Origin of the sequence: Paenibacillus sp. P3E (assembly GCF_001909045.1) — a bacterium.
In the GTDB taxonomy this organism is placed as follows: Bacteria; Bacillota; Bacilli; order Paenibacillales; family Paenibacillaceae; genus Paenibacillus_AQ; species Paenibacillus_AQ helianthi.
The window spans coordinates 72629-98137 of record NZ_LVWH01000103.1 but is presented as its reverse complement, the minus strand read 5'-3'; the positions used below and the strand labels follow the sequence as shown (position 1 = coordinate 98137).

General features: G+C 45.0%; 26 protein-coding genes, 1 tRNA gene and 3 pseudogenes. 10 read left to right on the top strand and 20 right to left on the bottom strand.

Features of this window, described 5'->3' with window-relative positions:
- The 10 genes and pseudogenes from A3842_RS10090 to A3842_RS10045 all read right to left on the bottom strand — a co-directional run.
- A pseudogene (locus tag A3842_RS10090) lies at positions 1-362 on the bottom strand (hypothetical protein); the annotation flags it as partial.
- Positions 349-588, bottom strand: a complete 240-nt coding sequence (locus A3842_RS10085; protein WP_074101262.1) for a hypothetical protein — start codon at positions 586-588, stop codon at positions 349-351. The gene A3842_RS10085 and the pseudogene A3842_RS10090, both read right to left, overlap by 14 nt.
- A gap of 715 nt (positions 589-1303) precedes the next feature.
- A complete protein-coding gene (locus tag A3842_RS10080; protein WP_074101260.1) occupies positions 1304-1807 on the bottom strand; it encodes a hypothetical protein in 504 nt (167 codons plus the stop codon).
- On the bottom strand, positions 1794-2015 hold the full coding sequence (locus tag A3842_RS10075; RefSeq protein ID WP_074101258.1) for a DNA replication complex GINS family protein: 222 nt from the start codon (positions 2013-2015) through the stop codon (positions 1794-1796). Before A3842_RS10075 ends, A3842_RS10080 begins: the two co-directional genes overlap by 14 nt.
- A gap of 98 nt (positions 2016-2113) precedes the next feature.
- A complete protein-coding gene (locus A3842_RS10070) occupies positions 2114-2305 on the bottom strand; it encodes a hypothetical protein (protein ID WP_074101257.1) in 192 nt (63 codons plus the stop codon).
- Between the two features lie 82 nt (positions 2306-2387).
- Positions 2388-2795, bottom strand: a complete 408-nt coding sequence (locus A3842_RS10065) for a hypothetical protein (protein ID WP_074101255.1) — start codon at positions 2793-2795, stop codon at positions 2388-2390.
- A gap of 232 nt (positions 2796-3027) precedes the next feature.
- A complete protein-coding gene (locus A3842_RS10060; protein ID WP_256701642.1) occupies positions 3028-3264 on the bottom strand; it encodes a hypothetical protein in 237 nt (78 codons plus the stop codon).
- Entirely contained in the window at positions 3264-4019 is a 756-nt protein-coding gene (locus A3842_RS10055) for a TNT domain-containing protein (RefSeq protein WP_218618671.1), read from the bottom strand. Before A3842_RS10055 ends, A3842_RS10060 begins: the two co-directional genes overlap by 1 nt.
- 413 nt (positions 4020-4432) lie before the next feature.
- Positions 4433-5236, bottom strand: a pseudogene (locus A3842_RS10050) (IS256 family transposase); the annotation flags it as partial.
- 598 nt (positions 5237-5834) lie between these two features.
- Complete coding sequence (locus A3842_RS10045) at positions 5835-6227, bottom strand: MerR family transcriptional regulator (protein ID WP_074101252.1); 393 nt, start codon at positions 6225-6227, stop codon at positions 5835-5837.
- Between the two features lie 90 nt (positions 6228-6317).
- Between A3842_RS10045 and A3842_RS10040 the strand changes: the two genes are divergently transcribed.
- The 4 genes from A3842_RS10040 (at position 6318) to A3842_RS10020 (ending at position 10036) form a co-directional block, all read left to right on the top strand.
- Positions 6318-7154 carry an oxidoreductase gene (locus A3842_RS10040; RefSeq protein WP_083609545.1) on the top strand — a complete coding sequence of 279 codons (837 nt, stop codon included), beginning with the start codon at positions 6318-6320 and terminating at the stop codon, positions 7152-7154.
- 636 nt (positions 7155-7790) lie between these two features.
- Positions 7791-8801 (top strand): zinc-dependent alcohol dehydrogenase family protein, encoded by a 1011-nt coding sequence (locus tag A3842_RS10035; protein WP_074101249.1) that lies wholly within the window; start codon positions 7791-7793, stop codon positions 8799-8801.
- Positions 8802-9040: 239 nt separating this feature from the next.
- Positions 9041-9829 carry an SDR family oxidoreductase gene (locus tag A3842_RS10025; protein ID WP_074086324.1) on the top strand — a complete coding sequence of 263 codons (789 nt, stop codon included), beginning with the start codon at positions 9041-9043 and terminating at the stop codon, positions 9827-9829.
- A gap of 134 nt (positions 9830-9963) precedes the next feature.
- Positions 9964-10036: transfer RNA gene (locus tag A3842_RS10020), tRNA-Lys, on the top strand.
- 221 nt (positions 10037-10257) lie between these two features.
- Here A3842_RS10020 and A3842_RS33285 read toward each other — a convergent pair.
- The 8 genes and pseudogenes from A3842_RS33285 to A3842_RS09980 all read right to left on the bottom strand — a co-directional run.
- Positions 10258-10392, bottom strand: a pseudogene (locus A3842_RS33285) (transcriptional regulator); the annotation flags it as partial.
- Between the two features lie 180 nt (positions 10393-10572).
- Positions 10573-11880, bottom strand: coding sequence for a TerD family protein (locus A3842_RS10010; protein ID WP_074101247.1), 1308 nt, complete (start codon positions 11878-11880; stop codon positions 10573-10575).
- 54 nt (positions 11881-11934) lie between these two features.
- Positions 11935-12501, bottom strand: a complete 567-nt coding sequence (locus A3842_RS10005; RefSeq protein ID WP_074101246.1) for a hypothetical protein — start codon at positions 12499-12501, stop codon at positions 11935-11937.
- A 105-nt stretch (positions 12502-12606) separates the two neighbouring features.
- The gene (locus A3842_RS10000) at positions 12607-13095 is read right to left on the bottom strand and encodes a GNAT family N-acetyltransferase (protein ID WP_074101244.1); all 489 of its coding nucleotides are present in this window, start codon (positions 13093-13095) and stop codon (positions 12607-12609) included.
- A gap of 3 nt (positions 13096-13098) precedes the next feature.
- Positions 13099-14097: an ABC transporter ATP-binding protein gene (locus A3842_RS09995; RefSeq protein ID WP_074101243.1), complete on the bottom strand. Its 999-nt coding sequence runs from the start codon at positions 14095-14097 to the stop codon at positions 13099-13101.
- Positions 14094-14876, bottom strand: a complete 783-nt coding sequence (locus A3842_RS09990; protein WP_074101241.1) for an ABC transporter permease — start codon at positions 14874-14876, stop codon at positions 14094-14096. The genes A3842_RS09995 and A3842_RS09990 overlap by 4 nt, the downstream gene beginning before the upstream one ends.
- A 28-nt stretch (positions 14877-14904) precedes the next feature.
- Positions 14905-15723: an ABC transporter permease gene (locus tag A3842_RS09985; RefSeq protein WP_074101240.1), complete on the bottom strand. Its 819-nt coding sequence runs from the start codon at positions 15721-15723 to the stop codon at positions 14905-14907.
- Positions 15723-16913, bottom strand: coding sequence for a serine hydrolase domain-containing protein (locus A3842_RS09980; RefSeq protein ID WP_074101239.1), 1191 nt, complete (start codon positions 16911-16913; stop codon positions 15723-15725). Before A3842_RS09980 ends, A3842_RS09985 begins: the two co-directional genes overlap by 1 nt.
- A gap of 213 nt (positions 16914-17126) precedes the next feature.
- On the opposite strand from A3842_RS09980, the gene A3842_RS09975 reads away from it, so the two are divergent.
- Entirely contained in the window at positions 17127-18062 is a 936-nt protein-coding gene (locus tag A3842_RS09975; RefSeq protein ID WP_083609544.1) for a helix-turn-helix domain-containing protein, read from the top strand.
- Positions 18063-18187: 125 nt separating this feature from the next.
- Entirely contained in the window at positions 18188-18622 is a 435-nt protein-coding gene (locus tag A3842_RS09970; protein ID WP_178382034.1) for a VOC family protein, read from the top strand.
- A gap of 150 nt (positions 18623-18772) precedes the next feature.
- Here A3842_RS09970 and A3842_RS09965 read toward each other — a convergent pair whose 3' ends face one another.
- The gene (locus A3842_RS09965; RefSeq protein WP_074101238.1) at positions 18773-19141 is read right to left on the bottom strand and encodes a VOC family protein; all 369 of its coding nucleotides are present in this window, start codon (positions 19139-19141) and stop codon (positions 18773-18775) included.
- Between the two features lie 204 nt (positions 19142-19345).
- Here A3842_RS09965 and A3842_RS09960 point away from each other — a divergent pair, with 204 nt between their 5' ends.
- Complete coding sequence (locus A3842_RS09960; RefSeq protein WP_074101237.1) at positions 19346-20215, top strand: LysR family transcriptional regulator; 870 nt, start codon at positions 19346-19348, stop codon at positions 20213-20215.
- A 130-nt stretch (positions 20216-20345) separates the two neighbouring features.
- Positions 20346-21005 (top strand): type 1 glutamine amidotransferase domain-containing protein, encoded by a 660-nt coding sequence (locus A3842_RS09955; RefSeq protein ID WP_074101236.1) that lies wholly within the window; start codon positions 20346-20348, stop codon positions 21003-21005.
- Positions 21006-21089: 84 nt separating this feature from the next.
- Here the strand turns inward: A3842_RS09955 and A3842_RS09950 are convergent, their stop codons facing one another.
- The gene (locus A3842_RS09950; RefSeq protein WP_074086336.1) at positions 21090-21977 is read right to left on the bottom strand and encodes a fructose bisphosphate aldolase; all 888 of its coding nucleotides are present in this window, start codon (positions 21975-21977) and stop codon (positions 21090-21092) included.
- A 132-nt stretch (positions 21978-22109) separates the two neighbouring features.
- Here A3842_RS09950 and pyk point away from each other — a divergent pair, with 132 nt between their 5' ends.
- Both pyk and A3842_RS09940 read left to right on the top strand, forming a co-directional pair.
- Positions 22110-23219 carry a pyruvate kinase gene (pyk, locus tag A3842_RS09945; protein WP_074086337.1) on the top strand — a complete coding sequence of 370 codons (1110 nt, stop codon included), beginning with the start codon at positions 22110-22112 and terminating at the stop codon, positions 23217-23219.
- A gap of 195 nt (positions 23220-23414) precedes the next feature.
- Positions 23415-25490: a serine hydrolase domain-containing protein gene (locus A3842_RS09940; RefSeq protein WP_143186231.1), complete on the top strand. Its 2076-nt coding sequence runs from the start codon at positions 23415-23417 to the stop codon at positions 25488-25490.
- Positions 25491-25509 lie beyond the last annotated feature (19 nt).

The following is a 25509-nucleotide window of genomic DNA, read 5'->3' as shown; positions in this document are numbered from 1 at the left end:
TTAATATTTCGAATTATAGGGCCTAAATACATCTCGACTCTTATAATATCATTTAAATTTCTTTCAATATTGGTTATATTGTATATTACTTTCTCGACATCCCCTTCCACCTTAGTATCGTTACCGAACATCTCACCAAGTGATGAGTAATTGGGTTGTCCCCTTCTAAATATTTCAACCAATCCTATAACTAACTCCTGAAAAGAACTTTCTGAAAATTTAACTTTTAACAATTCCCACGAGTTATCAACCATCCAACTCATATCATCGGGATCATTATCACTATCGTCCAATATCCCAATAACTCCAGGTTTTCTATAAAGAAATCTCGCATTAATGCTTTCGTCATTATTTATAAACATTAAACTGCCCTCTAATTTTTTCCGCCATTTTACTATATAGTATATCCCATACTACCTCTGTGTTACCTTCTTTAAATAATGCTTGAGCCACAGGGTTACTAGAAAGTTCTCTTTGTGTTTGTTTTAAAATATTCTCTACATCAAGCGGATTGATATTCCACCCACCTGTTCCTCGCTTAAGACTAAACGTTACCCCATTTGGAGTCACAGCCCTTATTTCTGCCATATCGAAATTTGCTTTAGCTTCGATTTCCGCTAATCATTAGATCTCCCGCACTAGCAATAACGGTATTGATTCCCACAGCCGCTATTCGCTCACCCAGGCTTTACTTTCCATCATCCCTGAAATCATTGAACGCGTCCATTGCTTCGCCCACGGTCCCGCTGATGGCTCCCGCTACCACCTACTTTATTAAGGTGGGTGAGAAGTTCCCCACTGCACCTGCGGTTTTTCCGTACAGATTATCCGTTGGGTAAACATAATCTTCCGGTTTCGGTCCCATGGTCCAATCCGTGATTGTCCATGCCATTCCATACGATGCCGTTTCGATTACATTCACCAGGATATTACTTCCGCCTTCGAGTATATTGGCAAGCGTCTGTTTTCAGACACCAATTCGCCGTATCTACATGAAGACGAAAATAGCGAAAAACAGTTCAATCATGGTGGTATCTAACCATAATCGACCTGTTATATGTAACGCTTTAGCGTAAATTGGGTTTTACTAATCAAGCATTTACGTACGTACAAAGGAAATCAAGAAATCTTGTAGCGGTATTACATGGGTTAAGTGTGCTATTGGTTGTATCATGGGTTCAATCGGCACTGGGTAGCCCACAACCGCCCATACCTTTGATAAAATTTTATAACATTCTATGTATCTACTAATACATAAGAAACCACAACACGGCGATTAACTCGCATTGTGGATTACTTTTACTTAATAACTTTTAAGTATTAATTTAAAATCACTATCAATAATCACAAACTCATTGCTAACATTAACAATTAAATCAGAATAACTCTGCTGTAATCTGCGTTTGAGTTCATTCATTTGAGGCAATACTTGTACATATATATAAATTTCTGTGATTTTGTGGCTATCAGGAACAAGAAACATTGTAACATTAGTAATGTCGTTTTCCTTCCGATTCACCTGATTAACACTGTAGATAATCTTATTCTTGTCTTCAACTCTCTTTTTTTCAATGCCAAATAAGCTACCTAAATTGATGTAATTGGGACTCCCTTCTCTAAATATAGAGACTAGATCAACTAACAAACCATCGAGAGGCTTTTCAAAGAAATCTTTTTGTAGTGCGTCCCATTCATGATCAATAAAAGTAAACCAATTAGGGCTTACCGATGAAATATCAATCATCCCAGGCTTTGATTGTTCGTATAAATCTCTTTTCAAGCCGATTTCATCATTATTTGAAAACACTATAGATTCCCCCGATTTTATTAGCTATTTTTTCCATCAACATATCGTTTACTTTAGCATACCCTTCTTCTCTATAAATTCGCATTATTTCAGGATTATTCCTAAATGAATTTTGAATGTCTGCAAAAATATCCCTTACATCGTTATATGGGACACTCCAACCGTTTGGTCTCCTTTTCATACTAACCGCATGATCTTGCTGCCACATTGTAAACCCAATCTATATTTTTGCATGGGTTGCTGGTTGAATGATTGTTTTAAACGTCACTAAGTAGTTCAATCAATATTGAAAAATGTAACAATAGTTTACTCGGCACAACCATCATCTAGCGCATCCAAAGTTTCATCACTTATATCTAGTGGTTCCTGTTCATCCCAAGCAACATCTGCAATTATAATAGAACTACCATTTATATATATATATCCTTCCCTTCTGTAGAAAAAGCCACCTCTTTCATATAGCTTTATTGCCGGCTCAAACAAATCCTTGTTATCCATAGCAACATAGTTTCCTTTTCTCCAAGACTGCCCCAATCTATTACGGAAATACGTTTAATCGCCTGGTTTAAATATCCCACATTCATTCTCCTTTTTCTTTTTCTAGTTGTTTTTCTATTTTACCTTGTTCTTTAAGATTATAGCTAAACGCCCCATCAAACTCACCTTTAGGTTGAGGATCAGCTGAGTCGTGTGCTTCTGGAGGCTTAGAACCAAAGGAATTCGAGTAGGGATTGTATGCCCCAGGATTTTTATATGGATATCCTTGATTCATAAGTTTAATTTCCGTAAGCTCATGTTTAATCATTTGTTGAAACCACTCTTTTTGTGATTGTGTTAATTCTTTCTCTTTTTGTGCTTGCTTCCATGCGTAACCAAAATAAGCATCTGAAGTAAATTGCCATACTCTATAGCTTTCCGCTATTCGCTCACCCAGGCTTTGCTTTCCATCATCCCTGAAATCATTGAACGCGTCCATCGCTTCGCCCACGGTCCGCTGATGGCTCCCGCTACCACCAACTTCATTAAGGTGGGTGAGAAGTTCCCCACTGCACCTGAGGTTTTTACACTGTTCAAATACTTTAGCGGTAGGCCTATGCTGATGAGGTTCCCCGCCAATTGTCCTGCATTCTTTCCATACGGATTATCCGTCGGGTCAACATAGTAGCCTTCGGTTTCGGTCCCATGGTCCAATCCGTAATTGTCCCTGCCATTCCATTCCCTTAAGTTATTTTAAAATTGCGTTTAATCCATGTTAGAAAATAATCACAAGCTTCTCCTTCATTATCAAATAATTTCGTTCCAGATTTAGAACCCCTCTCACTGTAATAAGTCTCCCACTTTCCATCACTCTCATTAATACAAAATGCTTCATTGGGTAATCCACCATTTAATAAATATGCATCGTTTGGAATGTTAATCTCTAAAAGCTTTTTCTCTAGTTCATTTAATGTCATCATCAGTTAAAAACCTCCTTCAAATAGCCTTCATCAATCAATTCTTGAATCGTCGTATACAGTTTAAACTGTATACCTTCGCCAGTTTCATCAAACCACGGACCAATTGTTCCTTCGAGAGCGTCTATTTCCTTCATAACTTCGTACACATGGTAAGGCTTAGAATATGTACCATGAGTTAAAGACCTCATTTCATATGAAATATACTCTGGTGAAACAAAACTTCCGCTTTCAAAACCATATCTATCAATTCTTGTACCTATTTTTAAAGTTGCTTTATTAAGAACGCCATCGAATCCATCATTTTCAGGCCACTTAATGTCTCCAGTTAATTGGTCATAATATTTTGGATTATCAAAGACCTCTTTGTAATTTATGCACAACTCATCTGATGGTCTATACCTCCATTTTCCCAATTTTAACCTATCAGCATCAGATATAACTTTACCTGTCCTTTCAATATGGGGTTCTTCTACCTCCTTTAGTTTAACTTCGATTTCTGCTTCGGGTTTTTCTGCCACCTCAACCTTTTCCACCTTGATATCCGGCAGCTTCCCTCGCACAAATCTCATCGTACTGGCAGCCACTTTACTTCCTGCTGTAATCATTAGATCTTCCGCACCAGCAATAACGGTATTGAATCCCACAGCACCTGCGGTTTTTACACTTTTCAAATACTTCAACGGTAGGCCTATGCTGATGAGGTTCCCCGCCAATTTGCCCTGCATTCTTTCTGTAAGGATTATCCTTCGGGTCAACATAGCCTTCCGGTTTCGGTCCCATGGTCCAATCCGTAATTGTCCCTGCCATTTCATACGATGCCGTATCGATTGCATTCACCAGGATATTGCTTCCGCCTTCGAGTATATTGGCAAGCGTCTGGTTTCCGGCACCACTTCGCAACATCTACAAGAAGACGAAAATAACGAAAAACAGTTCAATCATGGTTGTATCTGACCATAATCGACCTGTTTCTTGTAACGGAATAGCGTTATTCAGGGTATAAAATTAAAGCATTGATGTCAGTTCAAGTAAAACTTAAATCCAGTCTGCTTAGGCTTAGCCGCTAGACTTACTCAGCACTGGATGGGCTAGGGTCTGTCAATAATTTTGTGTAAACTCTTTTAAGCATATTTCCCCTGAGGGGGAAGTCGCGAATCTAACGCAAATGTTAACCGACTCGGTCGGGGAAAAAAACCGAAAATTGGAGCAGCATTTGGCCCAGTTTAGGACACTTCCCGTCCATTTCCGGGTGACATCGACGATGACCAGATAGAGCAGCAGTGCTTCATCCGTAGGAAAGATGCTTTTACCCTTAGTTACTTTACGAAGCTGGCGGTAGTAACTCTCGATCATATTTGTGGTTTAGATCAGTTTACGGATCTCAGGCGGGTACTTGAATAAGGTAGCGAGCTCGTCACAATTTGTTCGCTATGAACGGCTAATCAGTGGATACTTTGTTCCCCAAACTTCCTCGAAACGATCGAGTTCAAGTAAGGCGCCTTTCTCGGTAGGTGCCTTGTAAATAGGCTTTAAGTCGGCAGTTACTTTCTTAATGTCCTTGTACGAAACGTACCGTGTAGAACTGCGAATTTGGTGGAAAATACACTTCTGGATTTCGTTTTAAGGATAGCAGGCGGCAATCGCTTGAGAGAACCCGGACAGGTTGTTTATACAGATTATGAGAATGTCCCCTACCCCGAATTTTTCAGCTCATTCAGCACGTTAAGCCAGAACTTGGAGGACTCATTCTCACCAATCTACATACCCAGCACGTCTTTGTTTTCGTCCAGATCGATGCCAATGACCATGTAGGCGGCCTTGTTGATAATGGCCCCGTCTTGCTTGACCTTGAAGTGAATCGCTTCCAAATAGACGACGATGTAGCCGCCTTGTAAAAGATGGTTTTGCCATTCTTTAATGAGAGGCACAATCTTATCATATTGGAAATGAGCGTAGGAGAGACCTCAATACCCTACATCTGCCCCTTCAGACAGGTCTTTTTAAGGCGTTCTGTGCATCTTGCGCGGTCACCAGATTTGTTGTCTTAATGAATTCCCAAAGTTGTTGTTTTGACCAAAGTCCCATGTGTTCTCCCCAACCTCTCTCTTACTTCCATTTTAGTGGGTTTGAGAGTTTACACAATATATTTTACAGACTCTTTTCATTTCCGGACCGTTTGGTAGCTCATTGAATTTAAAAATGCTTATTCCATCTGTGGGGATCTTCATGCTTATTCACCAAACATTAATTAAATCGAACGACAGCCGTTGAATAGCATATTCATTTAGGATTCTTAATAAAAAGCTTACAACAACATTAACCATCTCTATGCTCAGAGCGATGAGGTCAGGGGTTCGAGCCCCTGAGAGTCCATCCTAAAGAAACGGCAGAAATGCCGTTTCTTTGCTTTTTCGGGAAGCGGGAGGATGAAGCAGAAGTGGGGAACACAGATCTGTTTAAAACCACTGGTCTACTTCTTCTTAGAATAGAACGTTCATTATTTCACAAAACGTTTGTTTCATGAACAGTTGAGACAATTCATTTTTCACATCACTTTTGTCTTTCAACTTTCATATGTGAGGATTCCAAATTATATTTTCTTCACCCTCCTTAATAGCTTGTTGATAATAATTAACTTTTTTTCGTAGCAACATAATTTGTTGTGTGACTTCTTGAAGGTAATCTTCTGCCAATAATTGTTGATCTCTTATGATGTTATAGCGTTCTTCCACGGTATCTGATCCCTGTTCGCATAAATCGATGTATTGTTTGATATTCTCAAGCGACATACCTGTCATGCGCAGTGCTTTGACCATTTCAACATATTCCACGTCCTTTGAGGAAAAAAGACGTACATTCTGATGATTTCTGATTATATTTGGAAATAGCTCTTTTTTAGCATAGAACCTTACCGTATGGGGAGATAACCCTGTGAAATTTGCTACCTCATTAATAGTGTACATGATATGCTCCTTTCTCTTGACTGAGAGTAACTCTCAGGTTGTATATTTATCATAACTTATAAATGCTTGATAGAGAAAGGATAATGATTGGTGGAAAATAAGGTATGGTTTGTTACGGGAGCTTCGACTGGACTAGGGAAAGCCATAGTTTTAGAGCTAATAGCTAAAAAGTGCAAAGTTGTAGCAACATCGCGTAATCCGCTAGACATAGAACATTACCTGCCTGGCGCACAGGACAATGACAATCTTTTGGTTTTACCGTTAGACGTCACAAACAGTCAGCACATTAAAAGTGTTGTTGAAGCAACCAAGCAAAAGTTTGGCGGAATTGATGTTCTTGTTAATAACGCAGGTTATGCCTACTTCTCACCTGTTGAAAATGCTGATGATCAGCAAATTGAAAATATGTTTGCTGTTAATTTCTGGGGAGTCAAGCACATGATAGATCATGTGCTACCAATTATGAGAGAGCAAAAGAGCGGAACTATTTTAAATATATCTTCTCTAGGCGGTTTACGTGCATTTGCAGGTTTCGGATACTATCATGCCACTAAGTTCGCTTTAGAAGGCTTTTCCGAAAGTTTAAGTCAAGAAGTTAAGCCTCTAGGAATTAATATTTCCTTGGTAGAACCAGGGGATTTTAACACGGATTTTGCAAGCAGATCTGCAACTGAAAATGTAAATATTATAGAAGCATATCAAGCAACGGCAGGTGAAAATATCAAAAACCTTAGAGAATTATCTGGACACCAGCCGGGAGACCCTAACAAAGCTGCCAAGGTAATATATGATCTGGTGAATCGTGGTGATGTTCCTTTGCGAATTCTTTTAGGGAGTGATGCCTATCAGCGGGCAATGGAAAAGTTAACGGGAATGCAAAAATTATTTTCGACCTACCATGATATAACAATTAGCACCGATTATTAAAAGTAATGGGGGATTTCCTAAAGCCATGAATGGCTGATTGGAATATCCTCTTTTTTTGACAGGATTGACGTAAGCGCTTGGTGTGGACGCTCCGCGAACGGACCGGTGTTCCAATCGTTGATATGAACGAGACTGTCAAACGCAATTAAAAATTTAGCATATGCTGTGCTGGATCAGCAGCTTACGGCGTTCTCTTGAATTCGTTAGTGAGGAGCTTGCATCCGTCCAGATACAACTGCTGTGCAAGCCTTCTTTATTGACAAACAAGCTGTAATTGAATTTTGTTGAGCAATTCATTATTGGTTGCCGCAGCATCAACAACGAGCTTGTGGAGATTTTCAGTATTTTGCATGCGAACTTCTTGGTAGGTTTTCAACTTTCGTGTGTTCGTATTGGAGGAGGCATCTTAGCAGGAATTGTATACAGTTGTCCTTCACTAGTCTATAAAACGATGGAGGCTCAAAGATCATATTGACTTTCTAAAATCGGGTGGGTACAATGATACCGATAGGAAACATCGTTACCGTAAATGCGTGGTACTTAACTTTCATAAGAATCGAAAATTACTTCTGAGCAACGGTAACGGTGTTTCTATATTATAACATAGTAATTTTATCTTGCAGGGAGGAAAATATGATGAAAGCTATACAACTGACAAACGGCTTCGGCTTTGAGGAATTAACCATGACGGAACTCGACAAACCAACGCCAGGTCCTAAGGAGGTGCTGATCCGTATGAGGGCAGCTTCTCTCAATTATCGGGATTTAGTGGTCCTCGGCGGATTAATGCCGATCGAAGTCAAATTTCCCTTCATTCCATTATCAGACGGAGCGGGAGAAATTGTAGCCATTGGCCCAGAAGTAACCAGATTTCAGGTCGGACAACGAGTAGCAGGTAATTTTCAACAGCGCTTCATTGGCGGCAACCCAAGACCAGGGGTGTTAGAAGAAAGTCTGGGAGGTCCGTTGAATGGAGTAGCGGCCGAGTATGTCGTGCTACATGAAGACGGAGTCGTCCCTATTCCCGATCACCTCACTTATGAGGAGGCCTCCACCCTGCCGATCGCGGCATTAACCGCATGGAGCATGCTAATCGAATACGGTGGTTTGCAAGCGGGTGATACTGTGCTGCTGCAAGGAACAGGCGGTGTCTCCATCTTCGGGCTACAATTCTCGCTTATGGCCGGAGCACGAGTCATCATCACGTCGAGCAGCAACGACAAGCTGGAACGAGCAAAAGCTCTTGGCGCATGGCAAACGATCAACTATTCGGAGGTTCCTGATTGGGATAAGGCAGCGTTAGAGTTGACTGGCGGCGTCGACCATGTTCTGGATGTTGGAGGAGCGGCAACGATGGGGAAATCCATAAATGCACTTCGTACAGGTGGGACCGTGAGTATGGTCGGGTTCTTATCGGGCTTGACCATTGCGGAATACGATGTCTCCAGTATCTTGCATAAAGCCGCAACGGTGCGCGGCAGTCAAGTCGGCAACCGGGATCACTTTGAAAAGATGAATCGAGCGATTGCCCATCATCGTTTACATCCCGTCATCGACTGTGTATTCCCTCTAGATCGAATTGGAGAAGCATTCGCGCTCTTGGCTGAAGGAAAGCAATATTTTGGTAAAATCGTAGTCCAAATCTAAAGTCTCTCAAAAATGACATTGGAGGCGCAAGCTCACCGGCGAAGCATGGGCTTGCTGGGGAGTTCAGTCCGCAGGGAGAGTTTATCGGAAGCTAGCATGATCAGGAAGGCAAACTGTATGGCGTAACTACGGCTACAAGCCATAATGGATATTTATATATAGGAACGGCACCCGGAGGCAGCAAGGGCGTTCATCGTGTGCTTTTAACAAAATAAGGTTGGAATCTGGGAGGGTGCGAAATGAATCTGGATGATTTGGAGCTATCTTGGAATGAGAAGGAGAGTCTGTCCGGCAAAGTGGCCTTGGTGACAGGCGCTAGCAGCGGAATCGGGGCATCGATCGCCAGAAAACTGGTAAAGCACGGCGCCCATGTGACTGTAGTGGCACGTCGACGGGATCGATTGGATGAGCTGGTACAGGAATTGCAAAAAGAGGGATTGTACGAGGTTATGGCGGTACCTGCTGATATTCAAAAGGCTGAAGAAGTACAGCATGTGGTCAATGAAACGATTAATCGCTGGGGCCGTCTTGATATTATAGTTGCCAATGCCGGATTCGGGTATCGAAGTCCTTTGGTAGAAGTGGATCTGGAAAGATGGGAGGAGCTGTACAGGACGAATGTACACGGTCTAATGTTGACGCTGCACTACGGGCTTCCGCCAATGCTGGGTCAGGGCAAGGGAGATGTCATCATCATCTCCTCCATTGCCGGCAAGGAAGTGATTGCCGGAGGAGGTCCATACAGCGCTACCAAATACGGCGTTAACGCCATAGCGTCTGCATTACGTTTGGAGACAATCGATCAGGGGATTCGCGTTACGACGATTCAGCCCGGGGCGGTGGCAACGGAATTTTCTCAGGTGGCCGGGTATTCCGAGGATGAAATACGCGCGTTTGCTTCGAAAGTCCTGCCGTTACATCCCGATGATGTTGCTGAGGCGGCACTCTATGCATTGGAGCAGCCTGAGCATGTCAGCATTCCGGAACTAACCATCATGCCCTCAAGGCAAGCCCAGCGGTTCAAATAAAACGATGCCCAAGTAGTAACAAAAGGTCCGTCCAGATTTGGCAACGGATCTTTTGTTTTTCCTACGCCGATGATTTTATCCAGAAGCTCCCGTGCGACTGCGATACCCTATTGAACGAGGGTGCTGAATCACATGGACTCTTAGCTCAGATGGTAGAGCAGGAGACTCTTAATCTATTTGTCCAGGGTTCGAGCCCCTGAGAGTCCATCACAGAAAATAACGGCAGAGATGCCGTAATTTTGCAGTTTCGGGAAGCGGGATGGTTATGCAGTGAATGGAGTGGAGTGGGGAGATTACAGACCTGCAACCGTCAATGACAATCGTCAACGGCAACCGCCCACTATTGCCGCCCACTGCTACAGGCAATTGCTACCGTCCAATGCGGACGCTCAATAATGGAACTGACACCGCCAACCCCAACCCCACGCGAACCATACCGTGCGGAGGAACTCAACTGTTCCGTGACCTAAGCCTTTGCCAAGTAATTCTCTGCGCCTGTGGTTGCTCTCATTCTCGAGATTGCTTCTTAACCATTCCCCGTACTGCTGCTCAAATCGCGACATACCGAACTCCTTCTTAATTCATAAACCCCAATTTAATGTATCCCACAAAAAAACCGCCTCAAAACAATACCTCCCGAAGTATTATTCAGGCAGGCATTGTATGAGAGCGGCGTGTGCTTCACAACCTACGTCTTGTAACGCGAACAATTTTATGAATTCAATCTAAAATGAAAAGAGTCACTATTTGCTGCCGGCTTCCCATCTCAGATTCCAGTTATAATACTGATCCAATTCCTGGTGCCCGGCGAAATATTCTACGAGTCTCTCCACGCTGAAGGTCTCATCCTTCTGATTACGGATCATAGCGATGGCACACATCCCCTTATGATTGTTATGCTCATCCAGCCGGACCTCGATTTCTGGTCCGCCTTGCTGCTTAATGGTTACAATGGCGTCAGCCTCAGACCAGTTCGTGATGCCTTCATAGATAAAAGCAAAGATCACAATTCTGCTGATTTCGGAAAGGTAATGGCCATTGATCCGCAGATTCTCGCCCGTGGCTATGGATCCGGTGCGGTCATCCCCGTCCAGGGAGATGTAAGGCGGCCTGTTCAAGCTTCCGAAGGATTCACCGAGTGCTTGGACAGAGCCCTTAATGCCATTTTTTAATTCAAACAGACAACCAAGGTCAAGGTCGATTCCTTTACTTCCGAACCATCCCGATGATTTTTTTTGATACCAGTTGAGATTGATCAGGATCTCGCCCAGGGATTCAGTCCCTTTCTGGAGATTGATCACCTCCCCGCGTTTCTTAAGCAGGATGGTATTGAGATTTAAAGGAGCGGCTGAAGGTGATGCTGGTGAAGAGGGGGGCAAATGGCCCGCCGTCTTAGGCCGTGACCGCAGCTCTGGGAGAGAGGGGGGGGACTGCTGCGATTGAATTACTGGGCTGACGGGTTGAACTGACGGGAGGATGTTGTTGACCTGTATCCCATAACTTTTACATAAGGCAGCTAAGCCTCCTGCATATCCGGAACCCACAGCGCTGAATTTCCATTCATTATGATATCTATAGATTTCTCCTACAACAATGGCGGTCTCTACCGAAAAGGCTTTACCAAGCTTGTAGCGCAAAAGTTCCATTCCATCAGCAGCGTTGACGATCCGTAAATACACATCGCCCAATAGCGAGAAGTTTTGCAGCCGTTTCTCACCTTCATATATCGTTAGTGCAAATGCAATCCGTTCGTAGTCTGCAGGGATTTGACTGAGCTCGACAGCGATCTGTGTGTTATCGGCTAACCCCGAGCAGACTCTTTGATCGGACGGCAATATAGCTACGGATTGGTTCGAAGTAGAAGGATTACCATAATAAATAAGGTCCTCATCTTTAGAGACAGTCTGGGACGACGTAAGCAAAAACACAGAAAAATCAACCTCAACCTCAGATCTTGTATTGTGCCAGCCCATTCCTACTATAATACGGGTAAGGAGTGGATCGTCTTTTGTTAAGTTGCATTTTTGTCCCTTTATTAGCTCAAATGTCATTAGAACCAGCCTTTCAAAAGATTAGTAGAACCTGGACAAAACCTGGAGAGGTTATTATCTGCCGCGTCTTCCGGCGTCGAGATTCGGACCATTCAGACTGGATAACATATCCAAGGACTGTTCGTAAATACGGACAATATCCTGTACCTTTTGGAATTCAGGATCCGAGGGACCCAAATTGTCCATGAACATCCGCTGCAGGATTTCTCTATAAAAGGAGATGCGACTTCCGATAAGGCTACATTCGTAATCAATGACCTCTTCAACCGAGTGCTGCTGAACAAATTCCATCAGGTCATCAGCCGGGTTATCGTTATCGTAAGGCTCCCGCTCATTGCGTGCGGCAATCGGAGTGTTCACATTATCAAGGTTAACCGTGGAACGTATATCGGTGAAGAGAATACCTTCTTTCGCCAGCATGACCTGAAAAGGCTTGTGCTTGAACAACTCTTGTGCGACAAGAGCACACATCGCCTGATTCCTCAGGAGGATACCGTCAAAGGGGTGAAGAACCCATCCTCTGTCATCCCGATACAGGCTGAACGTGAAGTATTCGCCTCCATACTCATATTTCAGATTGATATTCGTCTCTGAAGTAAGCTCATATTGAAATGCATCCATTCAAAATTCCGCCTCCTGCTTCTTCTATGTGATTATATTAGCATAGCAGAATATGGGAAATCTTGGGAGAGAGGATTAGTAATTTAGTAATGACAAACACTATTCTCACTTTACAAAATATACATAATCTATGCGTTCACCCGCAATATTTGCAACATTATGATTCTCTCTTTTTTGATCTTTTACGAATCCGACACGCTCATACATTCGTTGAGCTGGGATTAGGTCATCATTCGTGAATAAAATAATTTTTCTCACATCATGTTGGAGAATTCTATTGACCGCTTCTTGAAGCTGCATGTTACCATAACCTTTGCCTTTATGTTTTGACGTAATGCAATTATGGCCAATTTCCGCATACTCAGGCATATTTCTCGGGTCCCATGAAACAAATCCGATAGCTTCATCATTTAGTGTTGTGATAAGCCCATATTTATCAGCAATTTCTAAATGGTCAAAGAAAAAGTTATCAAAATCCTGCCAATCAGATGTACAGCTTTGTTCATATCTGCGATCAAATGAGTACGCATCTGTCAATAATTCAAAGAGTATTCCCCGGCTAAAGTCGCTCACTTTTTTAAATTCAACACTCATGGTCTAATAACCCCCTGCATTCTCATAAATATTCATAACCACCTGCTGGATCGGGAGCTCCTTGACCGAAATGTCGGAGAACCGGTGCTTCCGGGAGATATCTTCTAGGAAATCGCTGATTGAGATATAGGCCGTATCCACTTCAAGCGTAATTTGAAAATCGGAAGGCCTATCGATTACCTTGGTATAGGCATTGTCGAAGACGGTGCCCTGTACGGACTCCGAAAAAGTAAAACTGACCCGTTTCTTCTCACCCAGGAAAAGCTTCAACCGCTGAAGCGAATCATCAAAAACCTTCTCTCCGTGGTTAATGACTATGACCCGGTGCGCGAGCTCCTCCACATCCTCAAGATCATGAGTGGTCAGGATACATGTCATATTCTGCTTTTTGTTCATCTGGTGAACGAATTCGCGGATTTTGACCTTGGCAATCACATCCAGCCCGATGGTAGGCTCATCGAGGAATAAAATATCCGGCTGGTGCAGCATAGCCATGACGAATTCGCATTTCATGCGTTCGCCAAGAGACAGCACTCGAGTGGGCTTTTCGATCACATGGGCAATATCCAGCAGCTCCGTTAGCTCTTCCAGACGGCTTTTAAAATCCGGAGTGGCGATCCCGTAGATTGCTCTGTTCATGTTAAAGCTGTCGATAGGGGGAATATCCCAGATAAGCTGGGATTTCTGACCGAATACGGCTCCAATTTTGCCGACATAGCGCTTTCTGTCCCGGGCAGGCGAATAACCAAGCACCTGAATTTCCCCGCTTGTAGGATACAGTGCTCCGCAGAGCATTTTGATTGCCGTTGATTTCCCTGCCCCGTTGGGACCCAGGATGCCGCAAATTTCTCCCTGCTCAATAGCAAAGCTGATATCGTTGACCGCGTGGACCATGACTTCTTCGCGCTGGAAGAAGCTCTTGAAGGTCTGGCCCATACCTGCGCCACGCTTGTAGGTTTTATAAGTTTTGGTTAAATGCTTCACATCAATAACCGGCATCATCCGCCTACCCCCTCGTACAATCTGATCATATGCCGATAAATCCATACTCCCGCCGCCAGGAATAAGAAGCACGGCAGAATAGCCGCGAAATCGCTGGCCTGCGCCCGTCCAAGAAGAGCAGAGGCAGGGAAGAAGCCTATCATCCCCACCGGAATGATCATCGAGGCTACCGCCTGCACAGCCTTCGGGAAAATGGGCAATGGATATTTTCCAATGTGCAGCACACTGTCGGCAAGCTCGGAGATTCTCGAATTGCCTACCCATTTGAAGGACATAGCGGCCATTATTAGGGATAATCCTGCCAGGACAGCTGTCCCTGCGATGAATAATCCGGCGAACTGCAGCCAGTACAAGGCCGAAATAGCGCCTGCATGCGCAGCAGAGAATATAAATAGAGATATCCCGCCCAGTAACAAGCCGATACTGTCAGTAGAAAATGTAGTCGCAACAATATAAAACAGCGGATTTAGCGGCTTAAGAAGAATAACCTCGAAGCTTCCCTCACGGACATGCGACATGGTAGTCCATAGAACGCCGCCAAAAATAACACTTGAAAGCCCGCTGGACATGGTGAATACAGATTGAATTAGCAACACCTCATACAAGCTCCAGCCGGGAAAGCTGGTTCCCGCCCGGTAAATAAGCAGGGTCACCAGCGGAAATAAAATGTTGCCGACAAGTGTGATCAGGCTGCTGACGATAAAATTCATGCGATAGGCCACAGCGGATTGCGCAGCTGAATACATACACTGCTTGTAAACATCCAGATAGCGTTTCATGGTAAGAACTGTCCTTTCATGGGGTCATTCACGCACCGACAGCGGTAAACTGCTTCATAGCCTGGCGGCGAACGAGCTCGTTCAATCCGAACGTAATAAGCACTGCTATGGCCTGCATACCTACAGCTTGCTGTATGGATAGCTCAAGGCCTCCAAGAGAATAATGGCCGGTGAACACCATTGCCGGCAGGTAAGCCATGTACTGAAACGGCAGGAAGAACTGGATCACCTGCAGCGAGTGCGGAAAGAAATCAAGCGGAATAAGCGCACCCGAAAAAATACCCGACACCAGCATAAACGCGCTTCGTATTCCGCTCGACTGGACAAGCCAAAATGAAGTCAGGCCAATCATGTAGTTCACATAAAAATTCATTAGAAAGGCAAGCAGCACCGACAGAAAAGTCCATGGAAGGCTTGCCGGACGCATATCTACTCCAAAAATAAAAATAAAGATCAGAAGGCACGGCAAAAATTCAAACAGGAAGCCTAAAGACCGATGGCCGAGTTTCTGAAATAATGCGAACGAACGGTGATGAATCGGGCGCAAATGAAAGGTGAGAAATTTACCGGTACGCACAAGCATAGATAAGTTCCAGTCGGCAAAATCCATGATCAGGTAACCGATAAGCGCAGTAGCCCCAAAGTAGCGGATCATCTCGGGGAGTGCCATGCCGCCGAGCGAAGAATGACCTCCATATACCGCCGTCCAGATGAAATATTGCACCATAAAATATACAGGGCCGACGATAACGGACACCATAGAATGAGTGCGGTAAGCACTCCACTCTTTGTAGGTCACGCCCGCTACCGTCCGGCAAATCAGCCAATTGTGCTTCAAGCTGTTCATTAGATCAGTCCTGACCAAATGATATTGGTTACATTGAACAAGCCTTCCGCGTACCAATTATCACCGACAAAAGGCACAAACCATACGGCAGCGAGCTGTTCTGTAGGGTCAATGACCATGCAGCAGGCTCCCGCACCTTCATGGAAATAGCTGGTCTCTGAGTAGAGGAAGGCAGGGCCTCTTCTCATATCGAGACCAATGCCGTAGCTCCGGTCTTTGACATCGTTACCCCAGCAGTAATCGGGAACCCCGTGCAGGGTGCGGGTTGTGATTTTTTCGACTGCTTTGCGGCCGACAATACGGGTATCGCCCAGGGTTCCCATGCCCAGGAGCATGTTGGCGAACCGGATGAGGTCAGCGGGTGTAGAGGCCAGGCCTCCCCCGGTTTTGGAAACCGTATCCCACAGCTGTTCCATTTGCGAGTCTTCAGGCTGATTACCGTTGATTCGATCGTTCAGCCGCTTTTCATGTCTTTCATTTCTTATAATAGCGCGTTTGGCCAATTCGGGCGTCAGTTCCCAAACCGTGTCCTTCATACCCAGAGGCTTCAGGATTTGCTCTTCTATGTACTGCTCAGCGGTTACACCGGTCACTTTTTTAATAATTTCTCCGAGCAGGCAGAAGCCGAAGGAGCAATATTGCCATTCTTCGCCTAATTTTTTATTGACCCCGCAGCTCAGCGCGGCTGTGATCCAGTCGGGATCACCGTCCTCAGGGGTATATTTTTCGAAATACTCTTCAATGAGCTGCCAATAAGACTTATGATAGGGGATGCTCCCTGCACAGTCGGGAAACAGGCCCGAGGTATGGGTCAGAAGGCTATAGATATCGATTTTATCAAACGGGGCCACATTCAACGGTTCAAGTATGGCGCCAACCGGGATGTCAAACCGGAGAATACCGTCCTCCACAAGCTTGGCGATAGCAACTGAGGTAATGGCTTTAGTAATGGACGCGATATTATGAACGGTTGTTGGTAAAAGCGGATCCGCCCTATCTTCCCGGAAAGAGAGCGGTCCCATAGCCCCTTGCATAAATGTCTTTCCATACCTGGAGACGCAGTAAGATGCGGCCTGGATCTTTTTTTGATCGATCAGGGTCTGGAAATGGGCATTCAAAACCTCAATTCTTGAAGTGTCGTAACCTGCCTCTGCCGGTGAGCAGTCGGTAACTCCTGGTGTATACAGCATATGATATATGCCTCCTTATCTATTTTTACGTATGCGAAGTGGACCGCTCTAACTAAAGCGCTCTCAAAATAACTACGTTAAGTATATTTCCAAGGAATGGATGTTACAACAGAGAGTTTGTTTTATAACCAAACTTGCCCGGGGGATTATTCATCCTATAGGTGATAACGTATAGGAATTCATGATTTTATCGGGGAGATTTACTTCGTTGAAATGCTTTTTGAAATGGAAGGAAAAGGTTATATTAGATCTATGAGAGAATGCAGCCAAAGAGAGGGTGGAGCGGCTACATGGATTAATGTCCATAGCTCCTGTCAGGTAAACGCCATGCTGTTATGCACTTATATTCCACAAGCTCCTTTGTCAGGTTTTGTGGATTTTTTTTGGTATTTCGAAGGCTATACCTCACCTTATTCGCAGGAACTTACGCTGCCGGATGGTTCGATTGAACTTGTGTTCAACTTGAGTGGGGGGAAGATTAACCTATTAGACCGGGAAAATAAAGGCCTGGTGAGGGCATATGGCAGCTCTGTTATTTGTGGGCCACATTCGAAGTCTTTCATCATTGATACTTCTGTGAAGTCTACAGTTTTGGGAGTACACTTCAAACCAGGCGGTGTTTATCCATTTCTTAAAATGCCAGTGGATGAAGTACATAATATTCATGTATCCCTGGATGCATTGTGGGGAGTACAAGCCCATGATATGCATGAGAAGTTGCTTTTAACCAAAACGGTGGATGAAAAGTTCCAGCAGTTGGAGAAAAGCCTTATTAAGCTGGCTTCACAACCTCTGATACAGCATCCGGTAGTTCACTTTGCGCTTAACGAATTTCTGAGCTTGCCTTTAAAAAGACCCCTCTCAGATGTGATTGGACAAATTGGTATAAGCCATAGGAGATTTATTCAGATTTTTAAAGAAGAAGTGGGGTTGACTCCTAAGCTCTTCTGTCGTCTTCGCCGCTTTCAGGAGGTATTAAACCAAATAGACCAGGCTAAGAACGTCAATTGGCTAGATGTCGCTATGGCTTGCGGATATTATGATCAGATGCATTTTATTAAAGATTTTCAAGCGTTCTCCAGCCTCAATCCAACAGATTATTTCTCAAGACAAGACAGGCATCATAATCATGTTGGGATACTTAGCTAATAGCGGAAGGCCGGTCAATCATTAAATAAAGGTTCAATTTTTTACTATACACATATGGGGAGGTCCGTTAGGATATTCATTGAGATGGATTAGTTACATATTTAGAGAAAAGGAAGGTGTCAATAATGAATACAGCAACTCCATTCCTATGGATTAAGAATACTGCTGAGGCGATTGGATTTTATAAGGAAGCTTTTGGTGCAGTGGAGCATTATCGCTTGACGGAGCCGGGAGGTAAAGTGGCTCATGCTGAAATTACAATCGGCGGTGCTAAAATATCCCTTGCAGGGGAATATCCTGAATATGGCATTCTCGGTCCGGAAACTATGGGGAACACAACGGTGGGTATCCAGCTGCAGGTCGACGATGCGGATACGGTGTTTCAACAGGCGGTTGCGGCTGGAGCGATTATTGTTAATCCGATGACAGATCAATTCTATGGTGATCGAGCGGGAAGTGTAAAGGATCCGTTCGGACATTATTGGATGATCTACACTACTATTGAAGTCGTAAACCCGGAAGAAATGCAGAAACGGTTCGAAGCCTTATTTGAGAGTTAACACTATGAGTAGTGCTAAACCGCTTGAAAAAAACCGATAGCAAGGCGTAGTGATTTATATCGCTTACTTGGAAAAAGACCGCACTTCATGGTGAAGGCAGTCTTTTTCTTTTTGAGTGCAATGGAAATCAATAAGTAAAGGGTTGCTGCTCTAAATGTGCTCCGCTAGCTGTACCTCGAAGCCGTCCGGATCAAGAACATACAAGAACCTTAGGTGAGGGTTAGGCATGATCGGTCCGCGTGCTAACGGAATGCCCTGGCTCGTCAAATGATCGATTGCCTCATCCAGCGACGCCACCTCGAAACCAACAGAGACACCGCACTCGGGCTTCAGAACTGTCTCATCTCCCTGAATCAGCTCGATCTTCGGTTGTCCCTCTCCTGTACCTAACATGACAATTTGTCTTCCTCTGCTCTCAAACCTGCGTTCAACCGAAAGACCCAGAATCCTGTGATAGAAATCAAGGGAAGCTTCCAGATTGTGTACCCTAAGCGTAATCCAATTCAGGCTCAATTTCATAGATTTATATTCCCCCTTCATTTCAGCCAGATTCGTATAAGGATGTTGATCTCTTGAACATAGGTTCAATCATAAGTTGATTTGGCCGGTTTGTAAAATTGATGTTGACGGTAAGAATACTGGAGTTTATTTTTATATCCAAGACCCAGGTCAAATACAATCCGTCAACGATATAGATTGCTTGAAGCAAAGGAGCTATAAGAAATGATTGATTTTGAGTGGTACAGGAGCTTTTGCATGATTTATAAGTCCAACTCTGTGTCCGAAGCAGCAAAAGTGCGGATGATGACGCAACCGGCAATGAGCCAGCACTTGGCCTCCTTGGAAGCTGAGGTGGGTGAAGTGTTGTTCAATAGAACTTCGAGGAAAATAGTTCCAACGGAACGGGGGAAGCAGTTATATTCACAGCTGGCTCCGCTTATCGAATCGCTCGAGGAGACCACGATGAATTTTAAAATGGCTTCCTTACCTACGCTCACCTTTATTAAATTAGGGACGGCACATGAATTTTATACTGAAAAAGTACTTCCTCAGCTGCATAAATCCAATAGTTCGGTCATTTCAAATTTGGGAACCGCTGATCAATTGCTGGAGCTGCTGAAGGAAGATAAATTAGACCTCATTGTAACTTCGCAAAAAGTTCCTACCCCAGGTATTGAGTATCAATCTTTTATGGATGAAGAATTTGTTATTGTTGCCCCTATGCATTACAAGATACCGGATATAGATAGTCTGGAGCATAGTGAAGGTTGGCTCTCATCGCAAAACTGGATTAGCTATGGGCTTGATTTACCTATAATCAGAAGGATTTGGAGAGAGCACTTTAAGAAACGCCCTGTAATCAGGCCGATCCATATCATTCCTAATCTGCATATGATTCTAAAGGCTATCGAGAATGGAATGGGTCTTAGTGTGCTTCCAACCTATCTGTTAAGAAATCTGGATGAAGAGAAAATAAAAGTTCTTTTTCCGGAATTAAGAGTGAACAATGAGTTGTTTTTCGCCTATAAACTAAAAGATAAACAACTGCCACAGATTCATGAGATGATGACAATCATACGTGAAAGTGAGTAGAGAGCACGGCTAGTATTTATTCGATCTATAAGTATATTTATTTATAATCTACTATTTCATAATTTGTTTTATACTATTAACGGAATTAGAATGAAGGAGGCAGAAAAATAGTGTATTGGAGGCAATTATAATGGCAAAAAAAGTGTTGATCGTCGTAACTAATCATACGGAAATTCATGCAGGCAAACCGACTGGTATTTGGTTGTCCGAATTTGCCGAAGCCTATATGGGATTTACTAACCAAGGGTATGAGATTTTAGTGGCAAGCCCGCTTGGAGGAAAAGCACCAGTCGATCCTGGCAGTGTGGATGAGAATACACTCAAGGAAATTTTGGATGCCGAAAAATATCTGGAGAACACAACAAAGCTTGATGAAGTATCCGCCGAGGGCTTTAATGCTATTTTCTTACCGGGTGGTCACGGAACGATGTACGATCTGCCTGATAATCAGGCCCTTCAGAAATTGCTGCGTGATTTCTATGAAGCAGATAAGATTGTAGCTGCCGTATGTCACGGGCCAGCAGGGCTGGTTGGAGCTACTTTGTCTTCTGGTCAACCCCTTGTGGCCGGTAAACGTGTAAATGCTTTTACAGATCGTGAGGAGGCGGATACGACGCTCGATAAGCATCTGCCGTTCCTGCTCGAAAGCAAGCTGCGTGATCTAGGTGCTATCTATGTGGCTGCGCCGAATTGGACTTCTCATTACGAGGTGGATGGCAACCTGATTACGGGTCAAAATCCGCAGTCAACCGTAGCGGTCACCCAAGCAGTTATCGCTAAGCTGGGCTAATTCAGACCACAAGGTTTACAACGGCGTCAAGCTTAAAAACGACCCCTGAGCTGAAAAAAGCTCAGGGGTCTTCCTATTTCTCCCTTAAGTAATAGATGCTTCGTAGATGGCCTGGGTGGATTGTGCGAGCATGGTGCTAAACTCTTCGTCGGTTTGCTGATCGCTGAGCCCTTGTGATAATGCCCGGGAGAAGCTGGCAATCAGTCCATGGTTACGGGCCAGCTTGTCATTGGCCTCCGATTGAGTATAGCCGCCTGACAATGCAACGACCCGTACCACATGCGGATCTTCAATGAAATCACTGTAGAAATTGTCCTCTGTCGGTATGGAAAGTTTAAGCATAACCTTCACGTCTTTATCCAGAGCGGCTAGTTGGGTAGAGATCGCTTGTTTTAAAAGCTTCTCCGCTTGTTGTTTATCCTTACTATGGATATCCACTTCCGGTTCGATAATCGGCACCAGGCCAACACTGGCGATTTGGCGGGCGACGGCAAACTGCTGCTCTACAACTTTTTGTATGCCGGCCGGGTTCGCTTCCTTAATCAGTGAGCGCATCTTGGTTCCAAAGATATGTTTCTGGACAGCGCGCTTCAGAAGGTCATCCAGGCCGGGAATGGGTTTCATGAGCTGAACCCCGTTTTCAGGCTCGGCCAGGCCCTGGTCGATTTTCAAAAAAGGCACAATGCCTTTCTGATCCCAAAGATAATCGGCAGTGGCTTGCCCGTCAATGAAACGATCCATCGTATTCTCAAAAAGAATAGCTCCCAAAATGTACTTGGAATCAAATGCAGGGCTCTTGATAATACGTGTTCTCATCTCGTGCACCAATGCAAACATCTCTTCTTCATTGGAATAGCGGTCTTCCTGAATGCCATATTGCAGCAGAGCTTTTGGAGTACTTCCTCCGCTTTGATCCAAAGCCGCAATAAAACCCTTTCCTGTGTGAATCCGGTCCAATTGTTTCGTATTCATGAATGTGTCCCCTTTCCTTCGTAAAGTGAATGGCAGTGGTGTGCAATCATGTATAGTTTAGTTAGAATAAACGAACAATGCAAACTAGAGAATGAGGTATGAATGCCAATATGATATGGGAGTTGAATTCAATTGAGTATTGATTTGATCTGCACGATAGGCCCGGCAAGTTCTTCCCCCGCTGTTCTCAAGGAATTACTCCTGAGCGGTATGACCATCGCACGGCTGAATATGTCACACGGGAGCCATGAAGAGCATGGACGGGTTATTGAAGTATTGAGAGCCGCCGCCGCCGAATCGGGCCAGTCCGTGCGGATTATGGGTGACCTGCAGGGACCGAAAATCCGTCTGATGAGCGTGAAGGGGGAGCCCGTTCGATTGGAGGAGGGCCACACGTTTATCCTTGATCAGTCAGATGAACCGGGAGGGCAAGCGCGGGCAGCGCTCGATCATCCTGTCGTGATGGAAGATATTGTACAAGGTGCTTCCATCTTGATCAATGACGGTGAAGTGAAGCTTGAGGTGACGGATAAGCATCCGGGAAGGGTTACTACAAAGGTTATCGTTGGTGGAATGATCGGCAGCCATAAAGGCGTCAACCTTCCGGGAACGAAAATCCGCTTGCCGGCCATAACTGTAAAAGACAAACAGGATCTTGAGTTCCTGCTGGAGCATCATGTGGATTGGATCGCTTGTTCTTTTATCCGGGAAGCGTCGCATCTGGAGGAAATCCGGGCGTATGTTGCTGGACTGGGGAAATATAGCCAGCCGGGCCTTGTTTCCAAAATCGAAACCGTTCAAGCGATACAGAATTTCTCATCCATCATGGAGGCGTCTGACGGTATCATGATTGCACGCGGAGATCTTGGCGTTGAGCTGCCTTTTGAGCGAATCCCCTTCATTCAGAAAGCCATTCTTCGCGAGTGCAAGCAATCAAAGACCTATGTAATCACTGCTACCCAAATGCTGCAATCCATGGTCGAACATCCGGTTCCAACACGTGCAGAGGTAACCGATGTCTCTCAGGCAGTAATCGACGGGACTGATGCTGTGATGCTGTCAGCAGAAAGCTCTGTGGGCGATTATCCGGTGCAGAGCACAAGAGTCCTGAATACGGTCGCCAAATTTGCAGAGAACATGCGGGAGCAAGGGGAAAACGGTTATGAGCTGGGGGTGCTATGCACAGAGTCCCCGTTTGAGAATCTTTATAAGAAAACCGCAGTGAATAACCGGACGGACTAAATAGATGACCCGAGTTAATACATAATCACCCAACTCGTATTCCAAAGTGACAACAATGTCACGATCCCGCTCATGTCTATCATCTGAATCGCACGACAGTATGGGTTCCGGGCCATACAATTAGTGTGTTGGAACGGCTTGTTCGTTCTGATTGGGTTAACCCCAAATTTGAGAGAAGCAAGGAGAGGATCAGGTTTGAACCAGAATAGGAAACGAATATACCGTACGTGCTGCTGCCTAACCGCTGTGCTGATGCTGAGTTTTGCCGGGGAAGCAGGGGCTGCGACGCAGCAATCTCAACCTGACTCGCCGGCCTCCGTCCAGCAGAATGCATTATCCGGCAGGAATTCCAAGGGAGATTATACCGGCGGACCTCAGGATGCGAAGGAATTGAAGGCATTTCTCGACGCTTTTTTTGCCCGGGATGCAGTTAAGGGAAAAGCCGGGAATGCTGCGGTATCCGTTGTTCAGGGCAGTAATGTGCTTTTGTCCAAAAACTACGGGATTTCAGCTCCAGCCTTGAAGCCGGAGGAAGCGGGGATGAAGGATACATTTCGGATCGGCTCCGTCTCCAAAGTATTCACGGCTACGGCCATTATGCAGCTTGTCGATCAGGGGAAACTCTCCCTTCAGGACAATATTGAAAAATACCTGGACGGCTACAAGGTGACGAATCCATTCGATACCCCTGTAACGATAGAGAATCTGTTAACGCATACTACAGGATTTGAAGTACGTGAACCTTCGGATGCCAGCTATTTGACCAACCCCTCCCAGCAGCCGGTATCCTTAAAAGAAAGCATCTTCGACGTGTTTCCCCCAGTGATCCGCAAACCGGGAACGGCCTATATGTATGATAATTTCGCTTCGCGGCTGCAAGGTTATATTGTCCAGCAGGTAAGCGGAGAACCTTTCGGGAGCTATATGCAAAAGCATCTGTTTGGCCCGCTCGGCATGAACTCAAGCAGCTTTGGCATGACTAAGGATTTGACCCGGAGGCTTGTCCCTTCTTACGACGAATCGGGCAGCCCTATCCCGGTGTATGGTTTTTCACCCAGTGAATGGCCGGAGGGCAGCATGCTATCCAGCGCTTCCGATATGGCGCTTTTTATGACAGCATTTCTGAACGGGGGGAGGGCGGCGAATGGTACGGTGATTCTGTCTCCTGAATCGGTAAAGGCCATGTCTTCCTATCACATGGCTATCCATCCTGACTTGCCGGATACGACCTACGGCTTCGAATCGCCAGTGATTCCGTCCAAGACAAATGGTGAGCTTGTAATCTCCAAAGGTGGCGATATTATGGGCTATAGTTCGCTGTTGTGGCTTCTTCCCGACCGGAAGACAGGTGTTTTTATCACGTATAATACCAATCAGGATTTGCGTAACGACCTGTTTACCGCATTTATGGATCATTATTATGCGAAGGGCGAACCCACTTACGAAACCAAGGGTGGCAAGTCGCAGTCTGTTGATACCCTTGCCAAATTCGCAGGGTTATACTCCGATTTACGGATCAAATTAATGACCAGGGTCGAAGTGACCGGCAATGGCACGCTGAAGGTTAGCGACGTTTTTGGCAGCCACACGCTGCAGCAGATTGACGATCTGTTGTTCTTGGATAATGAGGGCAATCCGCTAGCATTCCAGATGGATGCTGACGGCCATATCACTTATATGAAATATACTAATCTGTATAGCTATGCAGCGAAAATCCCTGTGCAACTATCCACCTTCCCGGATGTTAGTGCAGATCATCCCTATGCGGGCTATATTCTGAGCCTCAAGTCACTCGGCTTCTTGACAGATGATTTGACTCAGCCGTTTCAGCCGCTCCAAACCGTCAGCCGCGGAGCATTCATTCATGCCTTCAATGCGATGTGGAGCATTCCCGGGTCCTCTAACCCAGACCTCTTCAAGGACACTGGACATTCTGAGTATCGAAAAGATATACAAGCCGCTGTTGAGGCTGGCATGTTGACTGGGACGGGGAACGGCCTATTTGAACCGGACCGTCCGATTCTCCGGGAGGAGGCCGCGGCTATTTGTTACCGCTTGCTGACGGTAACTGGAATCCGTGTGCCGGATTCTACAGCGGTACTGGCGCCAGGCACATCGAAATGGGCTGCGGATGCCGTCCGTTCTGTGGTAGCCTGGAAGCTTCACGGGCCTGAGGTAACAGAAGTGGATGGTGTGTTCGATTACGGCTCTCAGCGGGCAATTAACAAGCAGGAACTGGCCGCACTGATGTTCACGATGCTGCTTCCTTAATGGTATGATGGGGGAAGCA